Source organism: Mycobacterium sp. (genome assembly GCF_044223235.1).
Classification (GTDB): domain Bacteria; phylum Actinomycetota; class Actinomycetes; order Mycobacteriales; family Mycobacteriaceae; genus Mycobacterium.
Genome location: NZ_JBGAME010000016.1, coordinates 1 through 22,147 on the forward strand (window position 1 = coordinate 1; position 22,147 = coordinate 22,147).

General features: G+C 69.0%; 17 protein-coding genes. 3 read left to right on the forward strand and 14 right to left on the reverse strand.

Translation table 11 applies throughout. The features are described 5' to 3' along the window. From ADBZ6K_RS17935 to ADBZ6K_RS17985, 11 genes are all read right to left on the reverse strand, one after another. The coding region (locus ADBZ6K_RS17935) for an ESX-1 system-associated protein (protein ID WP_526349100.1) at positions 1-911 on the reverse strand (911 nt) is incomplete at its 3' end. Between the two features lie 401 nt (positions 912-1,312). Beyond that, positions 1,313-1,723, reverse strand: a complete 411-nt coding sequence (locus ADBZ6K_RS17940) for a lipoprotein LppJ family protein (protein ID WP_526349102.1) — start codon at positions 1,721-1,723, stop codon at positions 1,313-1,315. Positions 1,724-1,835: 112 nt separating this feature from the next. Beyond that, on the reverse strand, positions 1,836-3,584 hold the full coding sequence (locus ADBZ6K_RS17945; RefSeq protein WP_526349104.1) for an alpha/beta hydrolase: 1,749 nt from the start codon (positions 3,582-3,584) through the stop codon (positions 1,836-1,838). Positions 3,585-3,594: 10 nt separating this feature from the next. Continuing rightward, complete coding sequence (locus ADBZ6K_RS17950; protein ID WP_526349270.1) at positions 3,595-3,912, reverse strand: YbaB/EbfC family nucleoid-associated protein; 318 nt, start codon at positions 3,910-3,912, stop codon at positions 3,595-3,597. Between the two features lie 4 nt (positions 3,913-3,916). Then, complete coding sequence (locus tag ADBZ6K_RS17955; protein WP_526349106.1) at positions 3,917-5,533, reverse strand: PPE domain-containing protein; 1,617 nt, start codon at positions 5,531-5,533, stop codon at positions 3,917-3,919. A 26-nt stretch (positions 5,534-5,559) separates the two neighbouring features. Then, positions 5,560-6,957 carry a type VII secretion protein EccE gene (eccE, locus tag ADBZ6K_RS17960; protein ID WP_526349108.1) on the reverse strand — a complete coding sequence of 466 codons (1,398 nt, stop codon included), beginning with the start codon at positions 6,955-6,957 and terminating at the stop codon, positions 5,560-5,562. Continuing rightward, complete coding sequence (gene mycP / locus ADBZ6K_RS17965) at positions 6,954-8,300, reverse strand: type VII secretion-associated serine protease mycosin (RefSeq protein ID WP_526349110.1); 1,347 nt, start codon at positions 8,298-8,300, stop codon at positions 6,954-6,956. The genes eccE and mycP overlap by 4 nt, the downstream gene beginning before the upstream one ends. A gap of 192 nt (positions 8,301-8,492) precedes the next feature. After that, entirely contained in the window at positions 8,493-8,750 is a 258-nt protein-coding gene (locus ADBZ6K_RS17970) for an HPr family phosphocarrier protein (RefSeq protein WP_526349112.1), read from the reverse strand. 78 nt (positions 8,751-8,828) lie between these two features. After that, positions 8,829-10,889 (reverse strand): PTS fructose transporter subunit IIABC, encoded by a 2,061-nt coding sequence (locus ADBZ6K_RS17975; protein WP_526349114.1) that lies wholly within the window; start codon positions 10,887-10,889, stop codon positions 8,829-8,831. Between the two features lie 44 nt (positions 10,890-10,933). Then, entirely contained in the window at positions 10,934-11,911 is a 978-nt protein-coding gene (gene pfkB / locus ADBZ6K_RS17980; protein WP_526349116.1) for a 1-phosphofructokinase, read from the reverse strand. Then, positions 11,908-12,675, reverse strand: a complete 768-nt coding sequence (locus ADBZ6K_RS17985) for a DeoR/GlpR family DNA-binding transcription regulator (RefSeq protein ID WP_526349118.1) — start codon at positions 12,673-12,675, stop codon at positions 11,908-11,910. Before ADBZ6K_RS17985 ends, pfkB begins: the two co-directional genes overlap by 4 nt. A gap of 42 nt (positions 12,676-12,717) precedes the next feature. On the opposite strand from ADBZ6K_RS17985, the gene ptsP reads away from it, so the two are divergent. Next, complete coding sequence (gene ptsP / locus ADBZ6K_RS17990) at positions 12,718-14,496, forward strand: phosphoenolpyruvate--protein phosphotransferase (protein WP_526349120.1); 1,779 nt, start codon at positions 12,718-12,720, stop codon at positions 14,494-14,496. Between the two features lie 75 nt (positions 14,497-14,571). Beyond that, positions 14,572-15,552 carry a pirin family protein gene (locus ADBZ6K_RS17995; RefSeq protein ID WP_526349122.1) on the forward strand — a complete coding sequence of 327 codons (981 nt, stop codon included), beginning with the start codon at positions 14,572-14,574 and terminating at the stop codon, positions 15,550-15,552. Between the two features lie 6 nt (positions 15,553-15,558). Here ADBZ6K_RS17995 and ADBZ6K_RS18000 read toward each other — a convergent pair whose 3' ends face one another. Continuing rightward, positions 15,559-17,706: an FUSC family protein gene (locus tag ADBZ6K_RS18000; protein WP_526349124.1), complete on the reverse strand. Its 2,148-nt coding sequence runs from the start codon at positions 17,704-17,706 to the stop codon at positions 15,559-15,561. Between the two features lie 36 nt (positions 17,707-17,742). Then, positions 17,743-18,318 (reverse strand): TetR/AcrR family transcriptional regulator, encoded by a 576-nt coding sequence (locus tag ADBZ6K_RS18005; RefSeq protein WP_526349126.1) that lies wholly within the window; start codon positions 18,316-18,318, stop codon positions 17,743-17,745. A 165-nt stretch (positions 18,319-18,483) separates the two neighbouring features. Here ADBZ6K_RS18005 and ADBZ6K_RS18010 point away from each other — a divergent pair, with 165 nt between their 5' ends. Next, the gene (locus ADBZ6K_RS18010; protein WP_526349128.1) at positions 18,484-19,119 is read left to right on the forward strand and encodes a TetR/AcrR family transcriptional regulator; all 636 of its coding nucleotides are present in this window, start codon (positions 18,484-18,486) and stop codon (positions 19,117-19,119) included. A gap of 187 nt (positions 19,120-19,306) precedes the next feature. Here the strand turns inward: ADBZ6K_RS18010 and ADBZ6K_RS18015 are convergent, their stop codons facing one another. Further along, positions 19,307-22,060 (reverse strand): TIR domain-containing protein, encoded by a 2,754-nt coding sequence (locus tag ADBZ6K_RS18015; RefSeq protein ID WP_526349130.1) that lies wholly within the window; start codon positions 22,058-22,060, stop codon positions 19,307-19,309. Positions 22,061-22,147: the final 87 nt, after the last annotated feature.

A 22,147-nucleotide genomic window follows, 5' to 3' on the forward strand; every position in this document is an offset into this window, starting at 1 on the left:
AGATAGTTATCGGCAGGCGTATAAGTTGGGATCGACAGGGCGAACGCGCGGCGGTACTGAACAGCTAGTGCGCCGAAATCTTCCACAGTGGCGTTGCCACTCTGAATCGATAGATCCCAAATCTCGTTTGCAAAAGTCAGCATCACAGGCGCCGCGGCGCCATTTATTGCGCGCTCTTCAGGGGACCATTGGCTTGCAGGCAAATTCGGATCGATATCGCGCCAGCTGGCCGTGTCGTCGAGAAATTTCTTGGTAGCGGCCGCCCAGTCGGGACAGATGGGATTCCCTGGTGGGGCGATAAAGCGCTGTGGATTGGCGATATTGCCGACTGTGGGCACCCGATGTGGCGCGGCAGGTACATCGACAAGCGGTGCTCGCGCCGCTGCTGAGCCGGAGCGAATAGCTCCGCAGATATCGACGATCGCAGCAGCGGTCGTGTTGGCAACTAGAGCCAGCGCGTCATCTGCACTGGTGTAGGTGGCGAGCGCATCGGCATACGCGCGCCAATAGGCGATGGATTGCTCGTATAGCTCGCGCATAACACGATGGGGCGTCATTTTGGCGATCCGAATTGTCTCATCCGCGGCGGTGAGCATTGCCTGGCGCACGGCGCCGAACTGCGCACGTTGCTGATCGGTCCAATCACTCGCCGGAATCGAGGCATCCCGCCGATCCCAGCCACCTCGCTGAACGTCGCCTAACGTCCTTGCGATCGGCGTCCACGCATCGCACGTCGGATCTTCCGTAATGATTGACACCGGCCCCGTGTCATTCGCGCTGGCGATATCGCTCGCCGCGGCAGAAGTCGTCGGGCCGGCAATGGGCGGGTTGTCTTCATCACCGTCGCGGGTAAAGAGCAGTGTCACACCCACGGTGATGGCGATGACCAAAAGCAGTGCGACGCCGAGCAATAGCCATTTCGACCCGCTGCGACTCGGCGGGGGATCGCCGCCTGCAGGCGGCGCGGGAGACCCCTGCGACGGCGGTCCCCAAGGTGCTCCACCCGGTGGCGGGCCCCAAGGTGCTCCACCCGTTGGCGGTCCCCAGGGTGCACCGCCAGGCGGGCCCCACGCAGGCTGACGGTGCGGGCCGGGCCGCGGTTCGGGATAGGGCTGGCCGGGTCCGGAGGGCGGGGGTGGCAAGGTCATTCTCGCCGTCCCGCGTCGCGCCGCTGCATTGCGTAGCCCCTCCAAACACGCACACCCCACCCGCCGCACGCGTCGGATGGCAGATCGTCCCAGCTTATGCCCGCCGCGCGCCCGTCCCGCGCGCCGAACTGAACAACGCCGAACCGAACACCCAAGCTCGCCACCTACTGTGCCCCGCCCAGCGAGACCGGCTCCGGCATGGTGTTGTCGGACGACGTCATATCCCGGCACTCCCCGTAGAGCGTGATCCCCCCGACGGTGTCGTTCGGGTGATACGGCACGAACTCCGCGTCGACGCCGTCCTTGCGTACGACTCGCCCGTGGCTTGCAAAGTCGGTGTCCGAACTCCAGCCACTGGCCTGCAGTTTGTCCAGCATCGTCGCGACGTCGGCTTCCGACGCCTCGAACGTCGACGGGTGCGCATAGTCGACGCGCACCTCCCCACGGAAGGGCGGCTCGGCCTGGTCGTTGCACGCTCTGCGTTTGAACGTCGCGGACGCGTCCTGCAGACCCAGGGTCTGGACGATCTGGCGTGCCGCGTCGACAACCTGCGCCTTGGATTCTTCGGGGGTCATCGGATTGGACACTCCATTGCTCAAGGAACTCACCGTTCCACATCCCGCGACGGCCACCAGGACCGCCAACGCCATAACCAATCGCATTCCGTTTGCCTTACATCTCATGTCGTCAGTGATAGTGGCCGGTTGTCGGTGTGCGGAACAATTCGGGGTCCACCGAATCGGAGAAGATGAACTCGCCGCGATGACGGGCCGTCATGCCGTGTTGTTCCAGCAGCGCGCCGTTTCCGGAGGCGATGTCAGTGATCGCATAGAGCGATTCGCTTCCTGGCATGAAGTACTGCGAGTGATCGTGGAACGGATTGACATTGAATCCCGGCACTTCGGCCTTGAACCGCGTCGAGCCGAATCCGTCGACCGCCGGATCGGCGCCCAACCCGACCGGAATGCCGGCGTTGGGTATCGGCGAATCGAATGGTCCGGTCGGCAGCGGCAGCGGATTGAGCGGCACCTGCGTCCCACCAAGGTGCGTCACCGGATCCGTCGATGCGGAACCGACATATACGTGACCGCCCTCGGGCAGGTTGAAGTCCGCCGCGCTCTTGGCAAGATCCGTACCGGGCGAGCCCACCAACACCACGTCATCGGCGCGCATCCCGTAGACGGCTCCGTCGGCGGCCGTGGTCGAGCCGTAGGAGTGCCCGATCACCGTCACGTGTGAATCGCGGTCGCCGGTGACCTCGAACGCGTTGACGTCCGCGGCGAGCAGCGTCCCACCCTGGCGCGCGAGATCGGTTTGCGCGATCCGCGGATCGACCGGGCTGTCCGGCGCGTCGTACCCCATCCACATCACCACGGCGTTGCTCTTCGCTCGATCGGCCTTCTGCGTCTCCTTATAGACGTCCAAACCGTCAGGGCGGGTGAAGTACCCGTCACGGACACTGTTCCCCGTCCCCGGCACCATCACCGTCGTGTTGTCCGCCGCATCGGGATTGCCGATCGCGATCGCGGCGCGACCCTGGCCGCCGAACGCCTCGGGTTGGTACGCGTGCAGGAACACCTTGTTTCTCGCCTTGCCGTTCGCGTCGTACTCGGCGTTGTAGTCGAGACCCTCCCTGACCTTGCGGGCATTGGTGTAGCGGGTGACGTCCGTTTGGGTGAGTCCGTATGCCGCCGGATCGGCGACGACCGCCTCCGGCGCAACGCCGGCCTCCCTCGCCCCCTGCTCTACCCGGTCCAGATCGCGCTGCATCACCGCCTGATTCGCTGCGTCGCGAACTTCAACCGGAACGCCGTTGAGGTTGCCGATGCGGTCGGGGTGCTCTGCGATGAGCCGATCCCGCTGCTCCTTGGACAGCGAATCCCACCACCGGTCAACTGCTTCCGCACTCGTCCCGTCGGGCGGGATCTGCGCCGAGGGATCGGACGACGACCCAGACGTCGCGCCGGCGCCGTCCAAAGCGCCGGCGGTCGCCTGGTCGACGTCGTCGAACGTCCGAAGCAGTGCCTGCAAGATCGCGGTGTAGGCCGCAGCGACGGCGGGCGTCATCAGCTGCCCGAACCCCGTCGGGAGCACCGTCCCGTCGTCGCCGACCAGCCCGCCCAGCGACACTGCCTGCGCCGCCAAGCTGAGGATCTGCGTGCGCAGCGCGGACAGCTGAGAACCGCCGGTGCTCAGCGCTGCCTGCATCCGCTGCAGCCGCACCATCAGCTCCACCTGGCGGATCAGGTCCTCACCGGCGTGCTCCAGCGCTGCGCTGGCCCCGGCGCCCTGCCAGCCGCCCGCCAACTGGGCCAGGGCCTGCTGCTGGGCAGAGATCTGTGCCTGCAGTCGGGTCATCGACGCCTGCAGTCGACCCGCAGCGGCCGCCAGGCGGTCGGGATCGGATCCGGCCACTTCCGAGATCGTCGTGCTCATAACACCTCGATCAGTTCCAGTCGGCAGTCAGCTCGGCCACCAGGTTGTCGATCCGCTCGCGGTCGGCCTCGATGGATTCGGTGGCCGCCGCCGTCGCATGCTGCAAGGCTTCGTTGAGGCGCTGCTCGACGGTGTGCGCACCAGTGCGCAGCAGGCCGTCCTCGATGAAGACCCCGGTCAGGTGCTGGTGCCCGTTGAGGGTCACCTCGACGGTTTGGGATTCGTCGGTGGCGGTGAAGACCTCGCTGCTCATCTTGTGCAGTTGGTCGTCCATGATCGATTGCAGGCGCTGCGCCTGCGCGAGAACGGCTGCGACCTGTGGATGCATGTCGTCACTCACCTGGGCTCCGTACCGTCCGCGAGCCGTCCTGGACTTCCTTACGCCGGCGATTGCCGATCACCGCTTCCGTCCACGGCCGTTCCTCGGTATAGAGGTCGTCGTCGGGTGACAGGCCAGGCGTTCGCTTACGCTCCTGTCCCTGGCCGTTGCGCCCACCGTGGCCGCCCATCGGGGCCATGCCACCCATTCCGCCCATCGCCCCCGCGGTGCCCGGGCCTGCACCGACGGGGGCGCTGACGCGCGCGGCGCCAGGCGCACTGGCCACCGTTTCCGCACCGATCGCGGGCCCCATCGGTGAACCAGGACGTCCACCGCCGCCGCCACCCGCGCCGCCGACGACGCCGCCACCGCCGGCGGCAGCCGGTTTGACGCTGGGTTCACCAGAGAGCTTCGGCTTTGCTGTGGACCCGCCGCCCGGCAGGCCCCCGGGCAGACCACCCGGCATGCCACCACCCGGTGCACCACCCCCAGAAGGCAACCCGCCACCGGGCGGTGTCCCGCCCGATGGTGTACCGCCGGAGGAGGCCGGACCACCGGTGGATCCCGGCGCAGGGCTGTGGGGGAGTCCCGGCGACTGCGGCAATGGCGGAGCGCCGCCTCCGCCACCGGCGGGCGACGGCGGGGCGCCACCGCCACCCCCGGATCCCTGCGGCCCACCGCCACCCGTTGGGTTCAGGTAGTCGGCCTTCGTCTCGCGCGCCCGCCCGATCGGCCCGTCGGTCGCCGACACCGGTATCGACGAACCCGTCGCCGGGGGCACGTCGCCGGGCACGGCCGGATCCGTGGACGAATTGCGCGAGTAGACATCGCGGATGTCCTCGGACTCGTTCTGCAGCGTCTGCATCTGACTGGCGGCCAGGACGGCCACCCCCGAATTGCCGTTCAGCATCGCGTTGAGGCGCACCCGCTCGAGCTGCACATACTCCTCGGCCACCGGGGTGTGCTGCGCGCGGGCGGTCGTGTGAGCCAGTGCGACCTTCGCTGCCTCGGCGGCCAGGTCTTGCCAGGTCAGCGCGAGGTCGTCCAGCCACGCCTTGAACGCTCCGAAACGCACATCGGCGGATTCGGCCGCTGAACCGTCCCATCCCGGCGGGATCGCCTGGAATTCCTCGGCGCCCAGGGTGAGCTCGCCGGATTTCGCCAGCCATGATTCGACTGCCGCCGTCAGCGACGCGCCCTGGTCACCCGCGCCCAGCGCCGCCTCGGTGTCCGGAGGTGTGCGGAAGCCGCCGTCATCGTGCACCGGCGCCGGCTTCGAAATCGGAAACGGCGGCGGCAGCGCAGGTGTGGACGGCGGCCGGGGCACGACCGGCTCGGGTGCCGCCCGGCCGTCGGCATCCAGCTGTTGCTGCCACTGCTGGTCGACCTGGTCGTACGCATTGGCGACCGACTCGAGAGTCTCTGCCAGACGCAGCTTTTCATTCGTGGCCACCGTCATGTACTGCACGAGGCCGCGTTGGTTCTGCGAGATGTTCTCCGCGGCAACGTCACTGAATGGCAGGCCCGACGGGGCCTGGATCCGGTCGCCGAGAAAGTCCGGAAACGTCAGACCGCGGATCGCTGCGGCCTTGCCCCGCAGATTCTCCGCGACGACACGCAGTTCCTCCATCTACCCTTCCTCCCAAACCCGCGCGGTCATTGTTCCAACGCCATCTGGTAGCGGCTCTCCTCACGCGGATTGATCAACCGGATCGGGAGCCGCCGGTGTCGGGGCGTGTCGATGAAGTTGTGGCGCAGCACGACCCGGCCGATGCCGGGGTGCGGACTGAGGTACGTTGTCGCGTTCGGCCAGGACACCTTGGCGCCATGCGCGACGCGGCCGTTGAGCAGTCCGGCGAACTCGCCGAACTGCGGGCCCAGCGTCACCACCGCGCCCGCGGCCGCGGAGCGCACCACGAACTGGGTGAACAACCGCGCGTCACCGAGATTGATGCTGACGTCGACGTTGTCGAACGGCATGTACACCGGATAGCGGTCGGCGGTCTCCCCGACCAGCACCCCCGCCGAACCGATCGGCAGCTCGTGATGCTTGTCGGCCACCGGGGTGAGGCCCTGCAACGCGGCTCGCTGGCCGCCGAACAGGCACGAAAACCCGCGCGGTGTGGTCGGATTGGCCAGCGTCGTCAGCAGCACCGTGGTCGACGGCGCCGCACCCGGCCGGATCCGGGTCCGGCTGATGGTGTGGTCCGCGCGCGCTGACCACCACGCGTCCGGCCCGCCCGGTGCGCTGTAGGCGGCGGTGAAGGTGCTGCGGCCCTTGATCGATGACCACGTCTCGCGTTCGAAGCTGATCTCCGTCGCGCGGTCGTAATCATCGAAGCTGCGGGAACACCGCGCGTCGATCCCGTTGCCGGCCAGCTGATCCGCGAGGCGCGTCGTCGCGGCGACCAGATAGCTCGCCAGTCCGGAGACCCCGACATCGCGCCGCTGGGACGAGCGCTGCGTCAGTTCTGGGTCGGCGCGCAGCACGATCCAGGTCCGCCGGTTGGCGGGTGCCGGGTACGGCCCGACGACCTGGTCGTAGAGGGCGACCAGGCTCGCGGGCGCCGTCTTCCCCACCCGGTAGCCCGCGGAGACCACGTCGACCTCCAGATCCGGGCAGTGGGCCTCGACGAGGCGCTCCACCAGCCGGGTGTCCAATACGTCATCGGTGAACGCCCGGCCGTTGACCAGGACCGTCGGCGTGAACGGCCGCGGCACCAACTCGATGACCGAGACCAGATGGTCACCCTGCCAGCGCACGGCCACGCGATCGGCGGGCATCACCGTCGCCCCCACCGCCGGTTCGGACGGCAGCTCGGGGGTGGTGCGGTGCCTACGGCGCCACGCGAACAGCGCGGCGACCCAGCCGGTGACGCGCCGCCCGCGGATCGTCACTACCGACCCCAGCGCGATGAGCACGCCGAGGGTGATCCCGAGCCACAACAGGTCGAGCTGCAGGAACAACGCGACGCAGGCGGGGATCAGCGCCGCCGCCCACAACGCGTGGCCGGTGGTGAAGCGCAAACCGAACAGGCCGAGGAGCGTGCTCATCGGCGCCTCAGCGCACGTCGAGTCAGCGCACCGATGCCGAGGACGAAGGCGAGCCCGGCGCCGGTGGCCACCACCCATGTGATGGGTCCGCGGTCGGGCGGCGGAATGTGCACCGGGGGCGGCACCTCCTTGACCCGGAACGGAATGTTCTCGGGGCCGGCGGGGACATCCCAGGTCAGCGCCGCTACGGGGTCGATCACGCCGGCGCCGACGTAGTTGTCCACCCCTCCGCCGGGATGCCGGGCGGTGGCGGTGATCCGGTTGATGATCTGCGCCGGGGTCAGGTCGGGGAACTGCTCCTTGAGCAGCGCGGCCAGGCCCGACACGTATGCCGCCGCGAACGAGGTGCCGTTGATCGGGATGGGACCGTCCTGGCCCTGCAGCGCGTTGACCGGGGCGCCGTCATAGCCCAGCGCGATGATGTTCTCGGCGGGTGCGGCCGCGGCGACCCACGGTCCGGACATCGAGAAGTTGCTGGGCTGCCCGTTCTGGCCGACGCCCGCGACGGTCAGCACCAGCGGGGAGTACCACGCCGGGCTGACGATGGTCTGGACCTGCTTCCAGCCGCGCGGGTCGGCAGGCACGGCGGGGTCGGGCGGCGGATTCTGCGTGCAGTCCTGCCCGGTGTTGCCCGCCGCGGCCACCACGACCGCGCCCTTGACGTTGACCGCGTAGTTGATCGCCGCACCCAGGCCGCCTTCGTCGATCGGCCGGGTCGCCCGGTAGCAGGCGGCCTCGCTGATGTTGATCACCTGGGCGCCCATATTCGCGGCGTGGACGACGGCCCGGGCCAGGCTGCGCAGGGAGCCCGCCGTCTGGGTGGTGTTGGGATCGTTGGGATCGGTGCGTGTGCCGACCGGCTGGAAGGCCTCCGAGGTCTGCCTCAGCGACAGGATCCGCGCCGCCGGAGCAACGCCGACGAACCCGTCGGTGGGTACCGGGCGCCCGGCGATGATCGAGGCGGTCAAGGTGCCGTGGGAGTCGCAGTCGGACATGCCGTTACCGGCCTGATCGACGAAGTCGCCGCCGGGCTCGGCGGGCACCCGTGGCGAACCGTTCACGCCGGTGTCGATGACCGCTACGGTCACTCCGGCACCGGTTGCGAACCTTTGCGCTTCGGCGAGCCGCAGGTAGTCGTTCGGCCACGGACGGTCGGCGAAGTTCGAGTTCGCGAACGCGGTCGGTGCCGAGCAGACGCGCCGCTGCTCAGTGGGCTGATCAGGGCCTGTTGCGTCGGGCGGCAGCGCAGCGGCGTCGATCGTGGGCGGCTCGATCGCGGCCGCCGGCGGTGCGCCCAACACCGCGAGGACCAGCGCAGCAAGTACTGCCGCGACACGTTGCATAGTTGCTCACCCCCGTTGAAGCCACCACAGCGTACATGGCGACGGGGGGTGCTTAGCAAACCATGGGCCGCCCATTGGGCGGCCCATCCCCTCACGTCAGGTCATGCGGCCGATGGCTCGATGGCAATCGTAAGTGGCCGCGGGAGAGGTCGGTTTCAGTTTTTCTGCGGGCTTAGCGCGGGTGAGGCCGAGCTAAGCGTCGAGGTCTTGCTCCACCAGACCCGCGATGGTGTTCAGCGCCGCCTCGTCGTCGGAGGCGACGGTCACCTGCGCGCCGTTGCCGGCGCCCAGGGTCATGATCATCAGCGCGGAACCGGCGTCGACGGCTTCGCCGCCGTCCACCGACAGGGTAACCGGGACGCCGGAGTTGACGACGGCCTCGGCGATGATGGCCGCGGGACGGGCGTGCAGACCGATGGCGGAGCCGACGATGACGGTCTTCGAGGGCATGGGGATTCTCCTTTGCAATCTAATGTCCAGACTGAGATCTAACCGGTCTGTTGGTTCGAGATGTCGGGTTTGGGCGGATTAGGCGGCGGCGAAGGCCGCGTCGGCCTCCTTCTCCGCCTTCGTCTCGGTGAATTGCTTGGCGAGGACCACAGCGATGGCGCTCACCACGGTCCCGGCCGCCAGCGCGATCAAAAAGCCGAGCTTGTTCTCCATCGCGAAGAGGACGAAGATGCCGCCGTGCGGAGCCCGCAGGGTCACGCCGAGCGCCATGGTGAGCGCGCCGGTGAGGGCGCCGCCCAGCATCATCGAGGGGATAACCCGCAGCGGATCGGCCGCCGCGAACGGGATGGCGCCCTCGGAGATGAACGAGGCACCCAGCAGCCACGCCGCGCGGCCGTTCTCCTTCTCCGGCTCGCTGAACAGCTTGGGCCGGATGGTGGTGGCCAGCGCCATCGCCAGCGGCGGCACCATGCCCGCTGCCATGACGGCGGCCATGATCGCGAAGGATGCCGTTGTCCCGGCCGCGAGTCCGGCGGTGGCGAACGCGTATGCCGCCTTGTTGACCGGGCCGCCCAGGTCGAAGCACATCATCAGGCCGAGGATGATGCCGAGCACGACCGCCGACGTCCCGGACATGCCGTTGAGCCAGTTGGTCAACCCGGTGTTGAGTGCGGCAAGAGGCTTACCGACGAGGAAGAACATCAGCAGACCGACGATCATGGAGGCGAACAGCGGGATGATAACCACCGGCATCAGACCCCGGAACCATTGCGGCACCTTGATCTGACTGATCCACAGCGCCGCGAAGCCGGCGATGACACCGCCGACAATGCCGCCGATGAACCCGCCGCCGATGAACACCGCGACCGCGCCCGCGGTGAATCCCGGTGCGAGGCCGGGCCGGTCGGCGATGGCGAAGGAGATGTAACCGGCCAGCGCGGGGACCAGGAAGCTGAACGCCAGTGCGCCGAGGGTGAAGAAGCAGGCGCCGAGATACTGGGCGAAGCCACCGGACGGCAGATTCGTCAGGGTGTTGTTGAGCACGATAAGGTGCGCCAGCGAATCCGACTCGCCTTCAGGGGTATTGGCGATGTCATAGCCGGCGAACAGGAAGCCCAGCGCGATCAACAGACCGCCCGCCGCGACGAACGGGATCATGTAACTCACACCGGTGAGCAGGATCTGACGGGTGCGGGTACCCCAGCCGACGTTGCCCGACGGCGCCGAACTTGCCGCGGCGTCGGCCCCGCCCCCCTCGACCCGTGCGGCGTTGGGGTTGTCGGCGGCGGCCAGCGCCTCGGCGACCATCTTGGCCGGTTCGTTGATCGCGCGTTTCACGCCCGAGGCGATGACGGGTTTGCCGGCGAACCGGCCCCGGTCCTTGACCCCGACGTCGGTGGCGAAGATGACCGCGTCGGCGTTGGCGATCGTCTCGGGTGGCAGGGGAGTGCTGCCCGACGAGCCCTGTGTCTCGACGGTGAGCGTGACCCCGGCCTCTTTGGCGGCATTGACCAACGAGTCGGCTGCCATGTAGGTGTGCGCGATACCCGTCGGGCAGGCCGTGATCGCCACCAGCGACTTGGTTTTCGCGGGCGCGGCGGCCGGCGACGGCGCCAGTGCGGAGGCAGCGGCGGCTGGTGCGGCGGCCGCCGAGGCGGGCGTGGCGGGCTGGGGGTTGAGCACACCGTCGACGAGACCGACGACCTCCGCAGGCGAGGACGCGTTGCGCAGGGACTCCACGAAGTCCTTGCGCACCAGGGCGCGCGCCAGGCTGGACAGCAGCTTCATGTGCTCGGAGCCCGCGCCGTCCGGAGCGGCGATCAGGAACGCCAGGTCGGCGGGGCCGTCGGGCGCGCCGAAATCGACGGCGGGGTTCAGACGGGCGAATCCGATGGTGGCCGAATCGACGTAGGGCGAACGGCAATGCGGGATCGCGATGCCGCCGGGAAGCCCGGTCGCGGACTGGGCTTCGCGTGCCATCGCAGCGGAGATCAACCCGTCAGCATCGCTGGAGCGTCCGGCGTCGGCGAGGCGGCTTGCCAGGCGGCTGATCACGGCCTCCTTGTCGGCGCCGGCGTCGACGTCGAGCATCACCAGGTCTGTGTTGATGATCGGTAGTGGTGCAGTGGAACTGGTCATCTGACTCTTTCGTGGTCGCTTGTCGGGAGCTTGTCAGCAGCTTGTCAGGAGCTTGCCGGGCTGGGTGACGTCGATGTCACCCGAACGGCATCGAGATCGATCTGATCGGGGGTGGGTAGGGCCGAGCCCGGCAGTGCCGCGGCGGCGCTGCCATACGCGACGGCCATGCGCAGCCGGTCGGCCGGTTCGGCGCCGCTGACGTGAGCGCGGATGTAGCCCGACAGCGAGCTGTCACCCGCACCCACCGTGCTGCGCGGGACGATCGGTGGCGGGGTGGCCATCCAGCTGCCGGTGCGGTCGACCAGGACTGCGCCTGCGGCGCCCAGCGTGGCCAGCACCGCCCCAACCCCGCGGTCCACCAGTTGGCGGGCGGCGGATACGACCGGTTCGGGATCTCCGTTGGCCGCAGCGGTTTCCAGCGCTTCGCCGGATTCGCCGACCAGGCCGGCCAGCTCTTCGGCGTTCGGTTTGATCAGGTCGGGCGCCCCCTTCTCGAACGACGCCGCGAGGGCGGACAGCGGGCCCTCGGAGGTGTCGACGGCAACCAGGCAGTCGTGCGATGCGAGTAGGGCAACGATCTCGGCGTACCAGCCGTCGGGGATGCCCGGCGGCAGCGAGCCGGACAGGATCACCCACTGGGCGTCCGCGGCGCTGCCCACCACCGACCGGGTGAAGGCGTCGAGGGTGGCGGCGTCCACGGTGGCACCCCGTTCGTTGAGTTTGGTTGTGGTGCCGTCGGGTTCGGTGATCGCCAGGTTCGTCCGCACCGGTTCGGTGACGGGCACGCAGCGGAACGGGACGCCGGCCTCGTGCAGGGCGCTGACCAGCGGGTCGGTGCCGGGCGCCGGCAGGACGGCGACGGCGTCGAGCCCGGCGAGGGTCAGTGCGCGCGCAACGTTGACGCCCTTGCCGCCCGGCTCGCTGGTCACCGAGCTGACGCGTTGCACCGCACCACGGGCGAGCGGGCTGGAAAGGGTGACCGTGCGGTCGATACTCGGGTTCGGGGTGACGGTGACAATCATGCGACAACTACCTCGATGCCTTGAGCGGTGAACTGTTTGCGGTCGTTTTCGGTGATCTCCGCATCGGTGATCAGCGCGTCGACCCTGGAGATGGGTGCGAAGCTGACGAAGTCCTCGCGGCCGATCTTTGACGAATCTGCCGTTACCACGACGAAATTCGCGGCTTTGATCATCGCGCGTTTCACGGCGGCCTCGTCGGTGTCCGGCGTGGACAGGCCGTGGCGCAGGCTGATGGCGTTGGTGCCGATGAAGGCGATGTCCACACGCATGCTGTCGAGTACCCGCAGCACCTGCTCGCCGACCGACGCCTGGGTGAGGCCGCGGACCCGTCCGCCCAGCAGTTGCAGGTTCACCGTCGGCATGCCCGCCAGCCGAGCCGCGATCGGCACCGAGTTCGTCACCACCAGCAGTTCGCGGTCGGTGGGCAGATGGGCCGCGATCCGCGATGTGGTGGTACCCGCGTCCAGGAGCACGCTGGCGCCACTGAGCGGGAAGAAATCGGCGGCGGCCACGGCGATCGCGTCCTTGTAGTCCGCCCGGGTGGTCTCACGCTCGCCGACGCCGGGTTCGACCAGGTGCAGTGCCCGTGCCGGGACGGCGCCCCCATGCACCCGCCGCACCAATCCGGCTTTGTCCAGGACGGCCAGGTCGCGGCGGACCGTCTCCGTGGTGACCTCGTAGGCCTGCGCGAGCTCCGCGACGGATGCGCGCCCTTTCGTCATCACCTCCGTGGCGATCGCCTGCTGGCGCTCTTCCGCGTACATGTCCCTCCGTATATGTGGGAATCACTGTGATTATCTGTGGATATGATTGGTTTTACTCCCGTTCGTGTTGACTTGTCAATCTTTTCTTGTAACCTGATTCACATGACTGCATCCTCTGCGCCTGTCTCACATCTGTCTGTCGATTCCGGCTACGAGCCGGGCACAATTTTGCGCGGCGTGCCCGTCGTCGGCGGCGTTCAGTACGCGCCGGTGATCCGGCCCGGCCGAATGCCGGTAGTCGACGAATCCGCAGTGGCCGACGTCGCAGAGGCCGACCGCCCTGCCGAGGTGGCACGGTTCGGGGTGGCGGTGACGGCCGTGGCCACGCGATTGCGGGACCGGGCCACGCACGCCACCGGGGCCGCCGCCGAGGTACTCGCCGCGACCGCGACGCTGGCCCAGGACCGGGCATGGATCGGCGCAGCCGAGAAGCGCATCAAGGGCGGGACCGGCCCGGTGGCCGCGGTCAACCAGGCGGCCGCACAGTTCGTCGCGATGTTCACACAGCTCGGCGGTCTGATGGCCGAGCGGGTCACCGACTTGCAGGACATCCGTGACAGGGTGATCGCTGAGCTTAGCGGCCTGCCCGAGCCGGGCGTTCCGCTGCCCGACGTCCCGTCCATCCTGTGCGCCGAGGACCTCGCGCCCGCCGACACCGCCGGCTTGGATCCGACCCGGGTGTTGGCGCTGGCGACCACGCTCGGCGGCCCGACCAGCCACACCGCGATCATCGCGCGCCAGCTTGGGATCCCCTGTGTGGTGGCCGTCGAGGGTCTCGACGAGGTGCCGGCCGGCGCCCTGGTCCTCGTCGACGGGACGCAGGGCACGGTCACCGTGTCGCCCGACGAGGCCGCCGCCGCGGAGAGTGTCGCGGCGGCGCGGCGCGAGGCCGACCTCGCCGCCGGCTGGTCCGGGCCGGGACGCACCGCCGACGGTCACGAGGTCGGGGTGCTGGCCAACGTCCAAGACGGCGCCGCGGCAAGGACGGCGAGCCAGACCCCGGCCGAGGGTATCGGGCTGTTCCGTACGGAGATGTGCTTCCTCAACACCGACACCGAGCCCACCGTCGAGGAGCAGGCCGCCATCTATGCGGAGGTACTCGACGCGTTCGCCGGCAAGAAGGTGGTGATCAGGACCCTCGACGCCGGTTCGGACAAACCGCTGAAGTTCGCCGGGCACCCCGACGAGGCCAATCCCGCGCTCGGCGTGCGCGGCATCCGGATCGCACAGCACGGCAACCCCGGGCTGCTGGACCGGCAGCTGGAGGCGATCGCCGCGGCGGCCGAGCAGACCGGAAACAAGCCGTGGGTGATGGCCCCGATGATCGCCACCGCCGACGAGGCCAAGAACTTCGCCGAGCGGACCCGGGCCTACGGGCTGACCCCGGGCGTGATGATCGAGGTGCCCGCCGCGGCCCTGTTGGCCGATCGGGTTCTCGAACACGTCGACTTCCTGTCGATCGGCACCAACGACCTCGCGCAGTACACGATGGCCGCCGACCGCATGTCGGCCGATCTGGCCACCCTGACCGATCCGTGGCAACCGGCTGTGTTGGCGCTCGTCGCGATGACGGCGCGGGCGGGGGCCGCGGTCGGCAAGCCCGTCGGTGTGTGCGGCGAAGCCGCGGCCGACCCGGTGCTGGCGTGCGTGCTCGTCGGCCTCGGGGTGACGTCGTTGTCGTCGGCCGCCACAGCGGTGACGGGCGTCGGCGCCAAGCTGGCGAGTGCGACGTTGCAGCAGTGCCGCGACGCAGCGGAGGCCGTGCTGGTCACCGCGTCGGCCGCCGAGGCGCGCGCCGCTGCGCTGGCCGCCCTATCCTGACGGCGCATGGACGCAAAAGCCCATGCCGAAGGGGTGAGACGGAATTAATCGGACCGCGGTCCGGTTAAGCATGGCATGCCTGCTATCACTGCTGACACGTTGACATTGCCCCGGGTGATCGCACCCGCCCCGGCGGATACCGAACGGCCGGTTCGGGCGATCACCACGGGCCCACGCGGCTACGAAGGCGAAGGATTCCCGGTCGTCCGGGCCTTCGCCGGAGTCAGCGCCGCCGACCTCGACCCGTTCGTGCACATGGACCAGATGGGCGAGGTCGAGTACGAGCCCGGCCAACCCAAGGGCACCGACTGGCACCCGCACCGCGGATTCGAGACCGTCACCTACATGATCGACGGGCGATTCGCCCACCAGGATTCACACGGCGGCGGCGGCCTGATCACCGACGGCGCCACCCAATGGATGACCGCCGGCTCGGGCATCCTGCACATCGAGACACCGCCCGCTGAGCTGGTCGAAAGCGGCGGTGTGTTTCACGGCATCCAGCTGTGGGTCAACCTGCCCCGCAAGGACAAGTTCGCCGCCCCGCGCTACCAGGCGATCGAAGGCGACCAGGTGCGGCTGCTGTCCTCCGAGGACGGTGGCGCGCTGGTCCGGATCATCGCGGGTGACATGGACAGCACAGCCGGACCCGGGCACGGACCAGGACAAACACATACGCCGATCACTCTGGCCCATGCGACGGTCGAACCCGGCGCCCGGCTGAACATCCCCTGGAACCGTGATTTCAACGCGCTGGTGTACGTGCTGTCCGGACGTGGTGCCATCGGACCCGTCGGCCATCCCATCCACCAGGGGCAGCTGGCGGTGCTGGGCCCCGGCGACCGGATCACGGTGGCCGCCGAATCGACCCAGGACTCCCACCGGCCCGCGCTGGAGGTGCTCATCCTCGGCGGCCGGCCCATCCGCGAGCCGGTGTTCCAGTACGGGCCGTTCGTGATGAACTCCAAGTCCGAGCTGATCCAGGCGGTCGAGGACTACCAGGCGGGCAAGTTCGGGACCATCCCGCCGGATGCCCTCATGCCGCACCGGGTGTAGTCGCTGTCAGCCGCGGACCGTCTCGTCGATCTTCGGATACAGCAGTTCGAGTTCGCCGATGTGGGCGGCCACGGTGACCAACGGCAGCGCCGCGGAGATGAGCAGCTCGCTGTCGGTGACCTCGGCGCGCAGGGCCAGCACCAAGTCGTCGCTGACCGGCGCGCCGGGCAGACCCGACGTGCTGTCGAGCAGGTGGGCGCAGACGGCGTCGGTATGCGCTTCGAGCACTTCACGGGCGCGTTGGTAGACGCCCAGCGGCGGCGGGACGACGTCCGCGATCAGCTCCGCCGCCGCCCGCAGCCGGATCGCCCGGTTTGCCGCCCGGATCAACGGTGCGCGCAGCACCGTCGCGCCGCCGTTCTCCGACAGGTACTGGCGAACCGCGGCGTCGACCGTCCTTGACGATTCGAGGGCTTCGCGGCTGAGGGTGATCACGCGGTCGTTGGCGGCTTCGGACGCGCCGCGGGTCACCCGCTGCACCGCGGCCTTGAGCAGGGCCGCGCCGATCACCGAGGCGTCCTGGGTCGCCGTGCGTACCGACGTGGTCGCACCGCGGGGCCACAGCAGAGTCGACACGATCACCCCGACAAGCGCCCCGACCAGGACATCCTCGACCCGGATCAATCCCACCTGCCAACCCGTCGGCACGATGAGGTTGAAGATGATCAGCACCATCATCGTGAACGCCGCCTGACCGGCGATGAACGAGGCGACCTCGGGGACGAACGCCGAACCGAACGCCACGATCGGTAGCAGCGTCCACATGACCACCGGCTGCACCCCGACCAGCTCGATGACCAGCGCGCCGAGCACGAAGCCCGCGGTGGTGCCCGCGACGGCGCGCACCACGCGCGTCCCCGTCGTCAGGGCGCTGCTGCGCAACACCGACAGAGCACCGAGCACCACCCAGAACCCATGCTGGACGGGGAAGACATGGGTGACGGCGACGGCGCAGGCCAGTCCGAGGCCGGTGCGCAGGCTGTGGCGCAACACCACCGCGCGCATGGTCAGGAAGCCGCTCGTGATGCGGCGCAGGGCGACGGTCTCGGGCATCACCCAGTCAGCGTTGCCGGTCTCGGGCAACCCCCGGCCCAGCACCCGGGCCCACACCGGCCGGGCGTCGGCTGCGGCTGCGGCGGCCACCACCCGTCCGGTCAGCGAGACCGCCGCGCCGATGGTCCTGCGGGTGAGCAGGGTGCGCCCCACCGTGACGGCCTCGGCGTCGGAGGGCTCGGCGAGGATTTCGGCGAGATCCTCGCGGTAGCGGCCCTGGGCGGCGGCCTTGAGCTCCTCGAGCGCATCGCGAAGTTCTTCGCCCTGGGCGGCGCGCTCGGCCACATCGGGAACCAGCAGCACCGCCGCCGAACCCCGCAGCACCCGCGCCACCGGTTCGCACATCGCGCCGAGCACTCGGCCGGTGTCGTCGGTGATGCGGTCAGACACCCAGTCGAGATCGTCCACGACCCGAACCAGCGCGCGGCTGCCCGCGGTCAGCGCGACCGGCCGGTAGTCCGCGCCGAGGAAGTTGGACCGCAGCGCGAGCATGGCCGCGGCGACATCCTCGGCCGACGCGGTCCCCTCCACCCGATCCGCCAGGGCCTGGCAGGCCCGCGCCGCGTGCCGGCGTAGGTCGTCATGGTGGCGCGGCGGCAGCACGAACAGCGCCGCGGGCACGCAGACGGCCAGGGCGATCAGCCAGCCCAGCAGCCGCTCCGGGATGGGGCCGACCGGGGTGCACACGGGCAGCACGAACGTCATCAGGGTGGAGCGTTGGCCTGCCGCGATCGTTTCGCTGAACACGCCGGAGAACGTCACCACCACCCCGAGGGCGAACATCGCCGCCACGCTCAGCCACGGGTGCGGGGCGACCAGCGTCCCGACAGTGATGAGCACAGCACCGTTGAAGGCCAGTCCCGCGTAGGCCAGCGCCCGGGCGGGACGGTTGCCCGGGAAATCGACCATGATCAGGAGCGCGACGGAACCGAAGATCGTGAACAGGGGTGTTTGGGACCCGCCGCCGACCGCAAACCCGATCGCCGCCGCGACGGGCAGCATGATTGCGGCGCGAAGGGCGCGCCGCAGCGCGTCATGCTCGGGGTCGCGTCTCCGAATCCGGTTCCCGGCGCGGTGCCACAGCCCGGCCGGATTCAGCATGACCCGGATCGTAGACCCGCGCGGGCAGGAGTGCGGTCACGTGTCGGTGGCATGGGAGGGGGTGGGGGCGCTCCCGCCGGAATCCAGCGTCGCAAGCAGTTGATGGCCGATCCACTCTGCCGTCTCAACGTCGCGCGGGATGGTCGCCTGCTCGTATCCGACGAGCAGGTACACGGCCCATGCGGCGAACAAGCGCGCCCGGCGGGTGTCGTTGAGCATCTCGAATGCCGAGTCGTAGATGACGTCGAAGCGCTGCCGGTCGACTTCCGCCTGGACCGCGTACACCTCGGAGTCGAGCGCTCCCCACACCCGGATGGCCGCTTCCGCGCTGTGCGGAAGGGCCAGCGCCTCGCCGATGAGGGTGGCGATACGCGTGCGCGGGTTCGGCTCGGCGCGCACCGTCTCGATTACCTGCACCGTCCGTGCCTGCACCCAATGGGTCACCAGTTCACGTGTGTAAGCCGGCCAGCTGCTGAAGTAGTGATAGAACGACCCCGTCGTCACACCGAGCCGCTCGCAAACCTCGGCGAGCTTGAGTCCCCCATAACCCAGGTCAGAGAGGACATCGAGGCCGGTTTCGAAATACGACTCCCTCGAAACTCCCCCAGCCATGGCAGGAACGATAGTTCGTCGGTTACGCCGCGTACGTCCGCCTCCGAATCTAGCTGCGCGAATAATCGCGGTGGGATTTGCTGGAGCTGGCCCGATGTGATCTGGCAGCGCGACGCAGCGATCGGCGCCTGTGGTCCCCCGGTGACCTGTGGCACAATGACGCGGATGCCGAACACCGCGACGAGGCGACCGGGGCGCCCCCCGGCAGCAAAGTCCGCCGAAACCCGGGAACGGATACTGAACGCTGCGCGCGAGGTCTTCAGTGAACTCGGATACGACGCGGCGACGTTCCAGGCCATCGCGGTGCGGGCGGATTTGACGCGGCCGGCCATCAACCACTACTTCGACAACAAGCGCCTTCTGTACCGCGAAGTGCTTGAGCAGACAAGGAAGTCGGTGGTCCGTGCCGGTGTGGCACGGGCTCAGGGCGAGACCACGCTGTTGGGCCGGCTGTCGGCGTTCTTCGCCGCCGCGATGGATATCGGCTCCGAGAATCGGTCCGCCGCAGCGTTTCTGGTCACCTCGGTGCTCGAATCCCAACGGCACCCCGATCTGTCCACAGACACCCACGACCCGTTGGAGACCTCGCGGCGGTACCTGACGTGGGCCGTCAACGACGCCGTCGAGCACGGTGAGCTCCGAGCCGACGGCGACGTCCCCGCCATCGTCGAGCTGCTCCTCGCGGTGATGTGGGGAATGGGCTTCTATGCGGGGTATGTGGGCACGCATGAGGATCTCGGGCCCATCATCGAGAAACTCGAACTACTGCTGGCGAACAAGCTCTGGCAGCTGCCCGATTGACCGCGGCCGACGCCGTGACGGTTGAGCCCCCGCGAGCCACGGGCGCGAAGCGTGCCGGCGCATAGCTCGCCTAAATTGTTGTGGGACATTGCTATTCCCGGCTATTCTCGGCTATTCCCGCTTGATCCCCGGCAGTTCCCGCACTTTCCCGAACAGAGGGTGCGCATTCGACGGGACGCGGTGGGCCTCACGTTCCTGGGCACCCCGCCGCCAGTCGGTCCGCTGAGTCGACCACGGCCGCCAGTTCACCGGGCGCGAGCCCCCGGCCGGCGGCGTCGCAGGCCAGCGCCGACCACGTCTCGGCGGTGACGGGAACCCGAAAGACCATGTTGAGCGGCTGGCTCGCGACGATCAGGGCCGAGCCGTCCCGGTTCAGAGCCAGCGCATTGAAGGCCTGGAATTCCGACTCGATCGGGAACAGGCCCAGTCGTGAGGCGTCGGGAAGCGAGTAGCGGGCGATCTCACCGGTTTCCTTCACGAAAAGCGCCGCCGACGACGACACCGCCCGGACGGGCTCGTCGGCCCCCAAGGTGACCGTCACCCGCTGCTGCAGGGTTTCGGTGGAACCATCGCTGGGCTGCACGGTCAGCACGGCTGCGTCCTTCCCCTCGATCCTGAGCAGGGTGATCTTGTCGCCGGTGTGTTCGACGAACGGAGCAAGGCCACCTTCGACGTCGATGGCCGCCACCGAGCGGCGTGCCGACACGTCGATGACCTCCACCCGGGTGGACGGCCCTTCGGGCTGCAGGGCGACCGCGTACGCCCCGTCCGAGGTCAACGCGTCCGCGCGAAGCCCCGTCAGCTCGGCGCCGCCGGCCTGGGGATCGGCGAGCACCAGCCCCTGGTCGGTAAGCACGGCCACGGTTCCGTCGGCGCGCAGCGCGGTGCGCATCACCATGCCGTCGATCCGGGGAACGGGGAACGTCCGGTCGACCACGTCGAGTCCGTCGCCGCTGAGAATGGTGCCCGTCCCGGACGCCGTCGAATACACGAAGACGCGGTCGGGATCCAGCCAGACCATGGCCGGTCTGCCGTCGAACAGCGGGTCGTGCCCGAGGACCCGCACGCCTCCCGACGCGAGGTTCACGACGGTCCGTCCGCTGTCCGACGTGACGAGCACCCGGGCGGCATCGGGTGAGGTGATGACCGAGGGTTCGCATATCCCGCAGCCCCACGGCAGTGCGGCGGGGACGGCGGCGGTGGCCAACGGGAACGTCTTCCGCAGGTTCCACAGCCCGGCGCTGCTGCCCGACGCGCTCAACAGGACATCGTCGGACAGGAACCGCAGGGAGTGCGGTTCCGGTCCGGCTCCGTGCAACTCCGTGTAGCCCTGCGGCGGTGCATCGCCTGCCCCGACCTCACTGACGAACAGCGAACCGTCGGCGGCGGTTGCCAGCCGGGTTCCGCTGCGATTGAGTGTGATCGCCGAGATGTTGGCGTTGCCGGTGACACCGGCCAGGCGTGCGTCGACCACGTCCTGTGGTAGCGGGCTGCCGACGTCGAACACCTCGATCCGCTTGTAGCCGCTGGAGTAGCCGAATCGGGAGCCGTCCGCCGAGATGACCTGGCCGCCTCTTGGCATGGCCATGCCGATGTCCGCGGTCCGCACATCGCTGCCGTCCACCGACGCGCGGGTGAACCGGCCGCCACCGACCGCTACCACGGTCGCGTCGTCGGGCAGTTCGGCGACGTCGACGGGTCCGGTGGCGATCCGGGCGGTTTGCGTTCCGTCGGTGAGGATCTCGAGCGCGTCGTCGGACTGGGCCGCCGCGGTGCGTCCGGACGGGGACAAAGCCACCAGCCGCCTGCCGGGCAGATCGGTCACGTGCCCGTCCCGCCATATCGCGGAATGTGAGGATCGGACCCAGTTTTCGTCATAGCGGGTGCCGGAGGCGGCGATGGTCCTGCCGTCGTCGCTGATCGCGAGGAAGTCCACGGGCAGGTCCAGCCGCATCACCTCGACGGCCGTCCCGGCGGTACGGTCGAGGCGGCGCACCGCGCCCGACTCGGCGCCACCGGCCAGGACGGCTCCGTCCGGCGTGCCGTCGACCATCGGCACCGTTTCGCCGAAGTCGTAGAACCCCACCAATTGTGGCGTGGTGCTGAGCACGTCGTGCAGCGCCTGCACGGTCGGGGGCTCCGCCCGGGTCCGGTAGGCGGTGTCGGCGAGCAGCAGCGCCGACTGCAGGTCGGTGTGTGCCCGGACCTGTGCCGTGGCCGCGAGTTGCCGGGTGGTTGCGATGAGCGACTGCCGGACGGCCTCCTCCCGCGCGAACAAGGCGACCCCCGCGAGGACCGTCACGACGGTGAGAACGGTGGCGAGCACGCCGATCCACGTCTGCAGGCGACGGCGCTCGGCCTTGCCGATGCGCTCGGTCAGATCGTCGGGTGTTACCCCGACGATGCCGGAGACCAGCTGGATCCACGGCGACCCAGGGGCAATCCGGGCCTTGCGGCTGCCTGCCGTCCACGCCTGTCGCATGTCGGGTGCGAGCGGCACGCCGGCGAGGGCTTCACTGAGCGCATCGGGGAACGCCCACAGGGCGGGATCCGTTCCTGCGTCGTTGTTCGGCATTCCGTCCACGAGCACCGGGACGATCCGGTCGGCGTCCCTCAGTTCGGCGAAGCGGCTGATCTCCATGCCGACGTACGTGGATGCCCGCGCCGCGGGCGAGCAGAGCACGATCAGTGTGCGGGATTGCCGAAGATTGTCCTCCAGTGCGGGCGCCAGCCGGTTTCCAGTGAGGTCGTTGACGTCTCGGAAGATGTTGAGGTGCCTGCGCCGCAGCTGCTTGCGCACCTCGCGGGTGAGCGGAAACTTCTGCAGTTCCCGCTCGATCGTGTCGGCCACCTCCAGGTTCCTCCTGGAGTAGCTGATGAACGCGTCGTAACGGAAGCCGTCGGACGGGGGAGGTGACGTGGGAGGTGCTGTGGTGGCCATCGGCGGTCTCAGTATGCAGCCTGGCGTCCGCCGTCATGGCCGGCCTGCGGATAGCGGGAATTCCGGCTGCGCGCGCAGTGCGGACGG

Excerpts from the sequence above, each read along its gene's own strand:
- ADBZ6K_RS18015 (WP_526349130.1), bottom strand. The coding sequence starts at position 22,060 with ATGGCCACCACAGCACCTCCCACGTCACCTCCCCCGTCCGACGGCTTC.
- ADBZ6K_RS17985 (WP_526349118.1), bottom strand. The coding sequence starts at position 12,675 with ATGTACGCGGAAGAGCGCCAGCAGGCGATCGCCACGGAGGTGATGACG.
- ptsP (WP_526349120.1), top strand. The coding sequence starts at position 12,718 with ATGATTGGTTTTACTCCCGTTCGTGTTGACTTGTCAATCTTTTCTTGT.
- ADBZ6K_RS17970 (WP_526349112.1), bottom strand. The coding sequence starts at position 8,750 with ATGCCCTCGAAGACCGTCATCGTCGGCTCCGCCATCGGTCTGCACGCC.
- ADBZ6K_RS18005 (WP_526349126.1), bottom strand. The coding sequence starts at position 18,318 with ATGGCTGGGGGAGTTTCGAGGGAGTCGTATTTCGAAACCGGCCTCGAT.
- ADBZ6K_RS17955 (WP_526349106.1), bottom strand. The coding sequence starts at position 5,533 with ATGGAGGAACTGCGTGTCGTCGCGGAGAATCTGCGGGGCAAGGCCGCA.
- ADBZ6K_RS17975 (WP_526349114.1), bottom strand. The coding sequence starts at position 10,889 with ATGACCAGTTCCACTGCACCACTACCGATCATCAACACAGACCTGGTG.
- ADBZ6K_RS18000 (WP_526349124.1), bottom strand. The coding sequence starts at position 17,706 with ATGCTGAATCCGGCCGGGCTGTGGCACCGCGCCGGGAACCGGATTCGG.
- ADBZ6K_RS17950 (WP_526349270.1), bottom strand. The coding sequence starts at position 3,912 with ATGCATCCACAGGTCGCAGCCGTTCTCGCGCAGGCGCAGCGCCTGCAA.
- ADBZ6K_RS17995 (WP_526349122.1), top strand. The coding sequence starts at position 14,572 with ATGCCTGCTATCACTGCTGACACGTTGACATTGCCCCGGGTGATCGCA.
- mycP (WP_526349110.1), bottom strand. The coding sequence starts at position 8,300 with ATGCAACGTGTCGCGGCAGTACTTGCTGCGCTGGTCCTCGCGGTGTTG.
- ADBZ6K_RS17945 (WP_526349104.1), bottom strand. The coding sequence starts at position 3,584 with ATGAGCACGACGATCTCGGAAGTGGCCGGATCCGATCCCGACCGCCTG.
- ADBZ6K_RS18010 (WP_526349128.1), top strand. The coding sequence starts at position 18,484 with ATGCCGAACACCGCGACGAGGCGACCGGGGCGCCCCCCGGCAGCAAAG.
- eccE (WP_526349108.1), bottom strand. The coding sequence starts at position 6,957 with ATGAGCACGCTCCTCGGCCTGTTCGGTTTGCGCTTCACCACCGGCCAC.
- ADBZ6K_RS17940 (WP_526349102.1), bottom strand. The coding sequence starts at position 1,723 with ATGACCCCCGAAGAATCCAAGGCGCAGGTTGTCGACGCGGCACGCCAG.
- pfkB (WP_526349116.1), bottom strand. The coding sequence starts at position 11,911 with ATGATTGTCACCGTCACCCCGAACCCGAGTATCGACCGCACGGTCACC.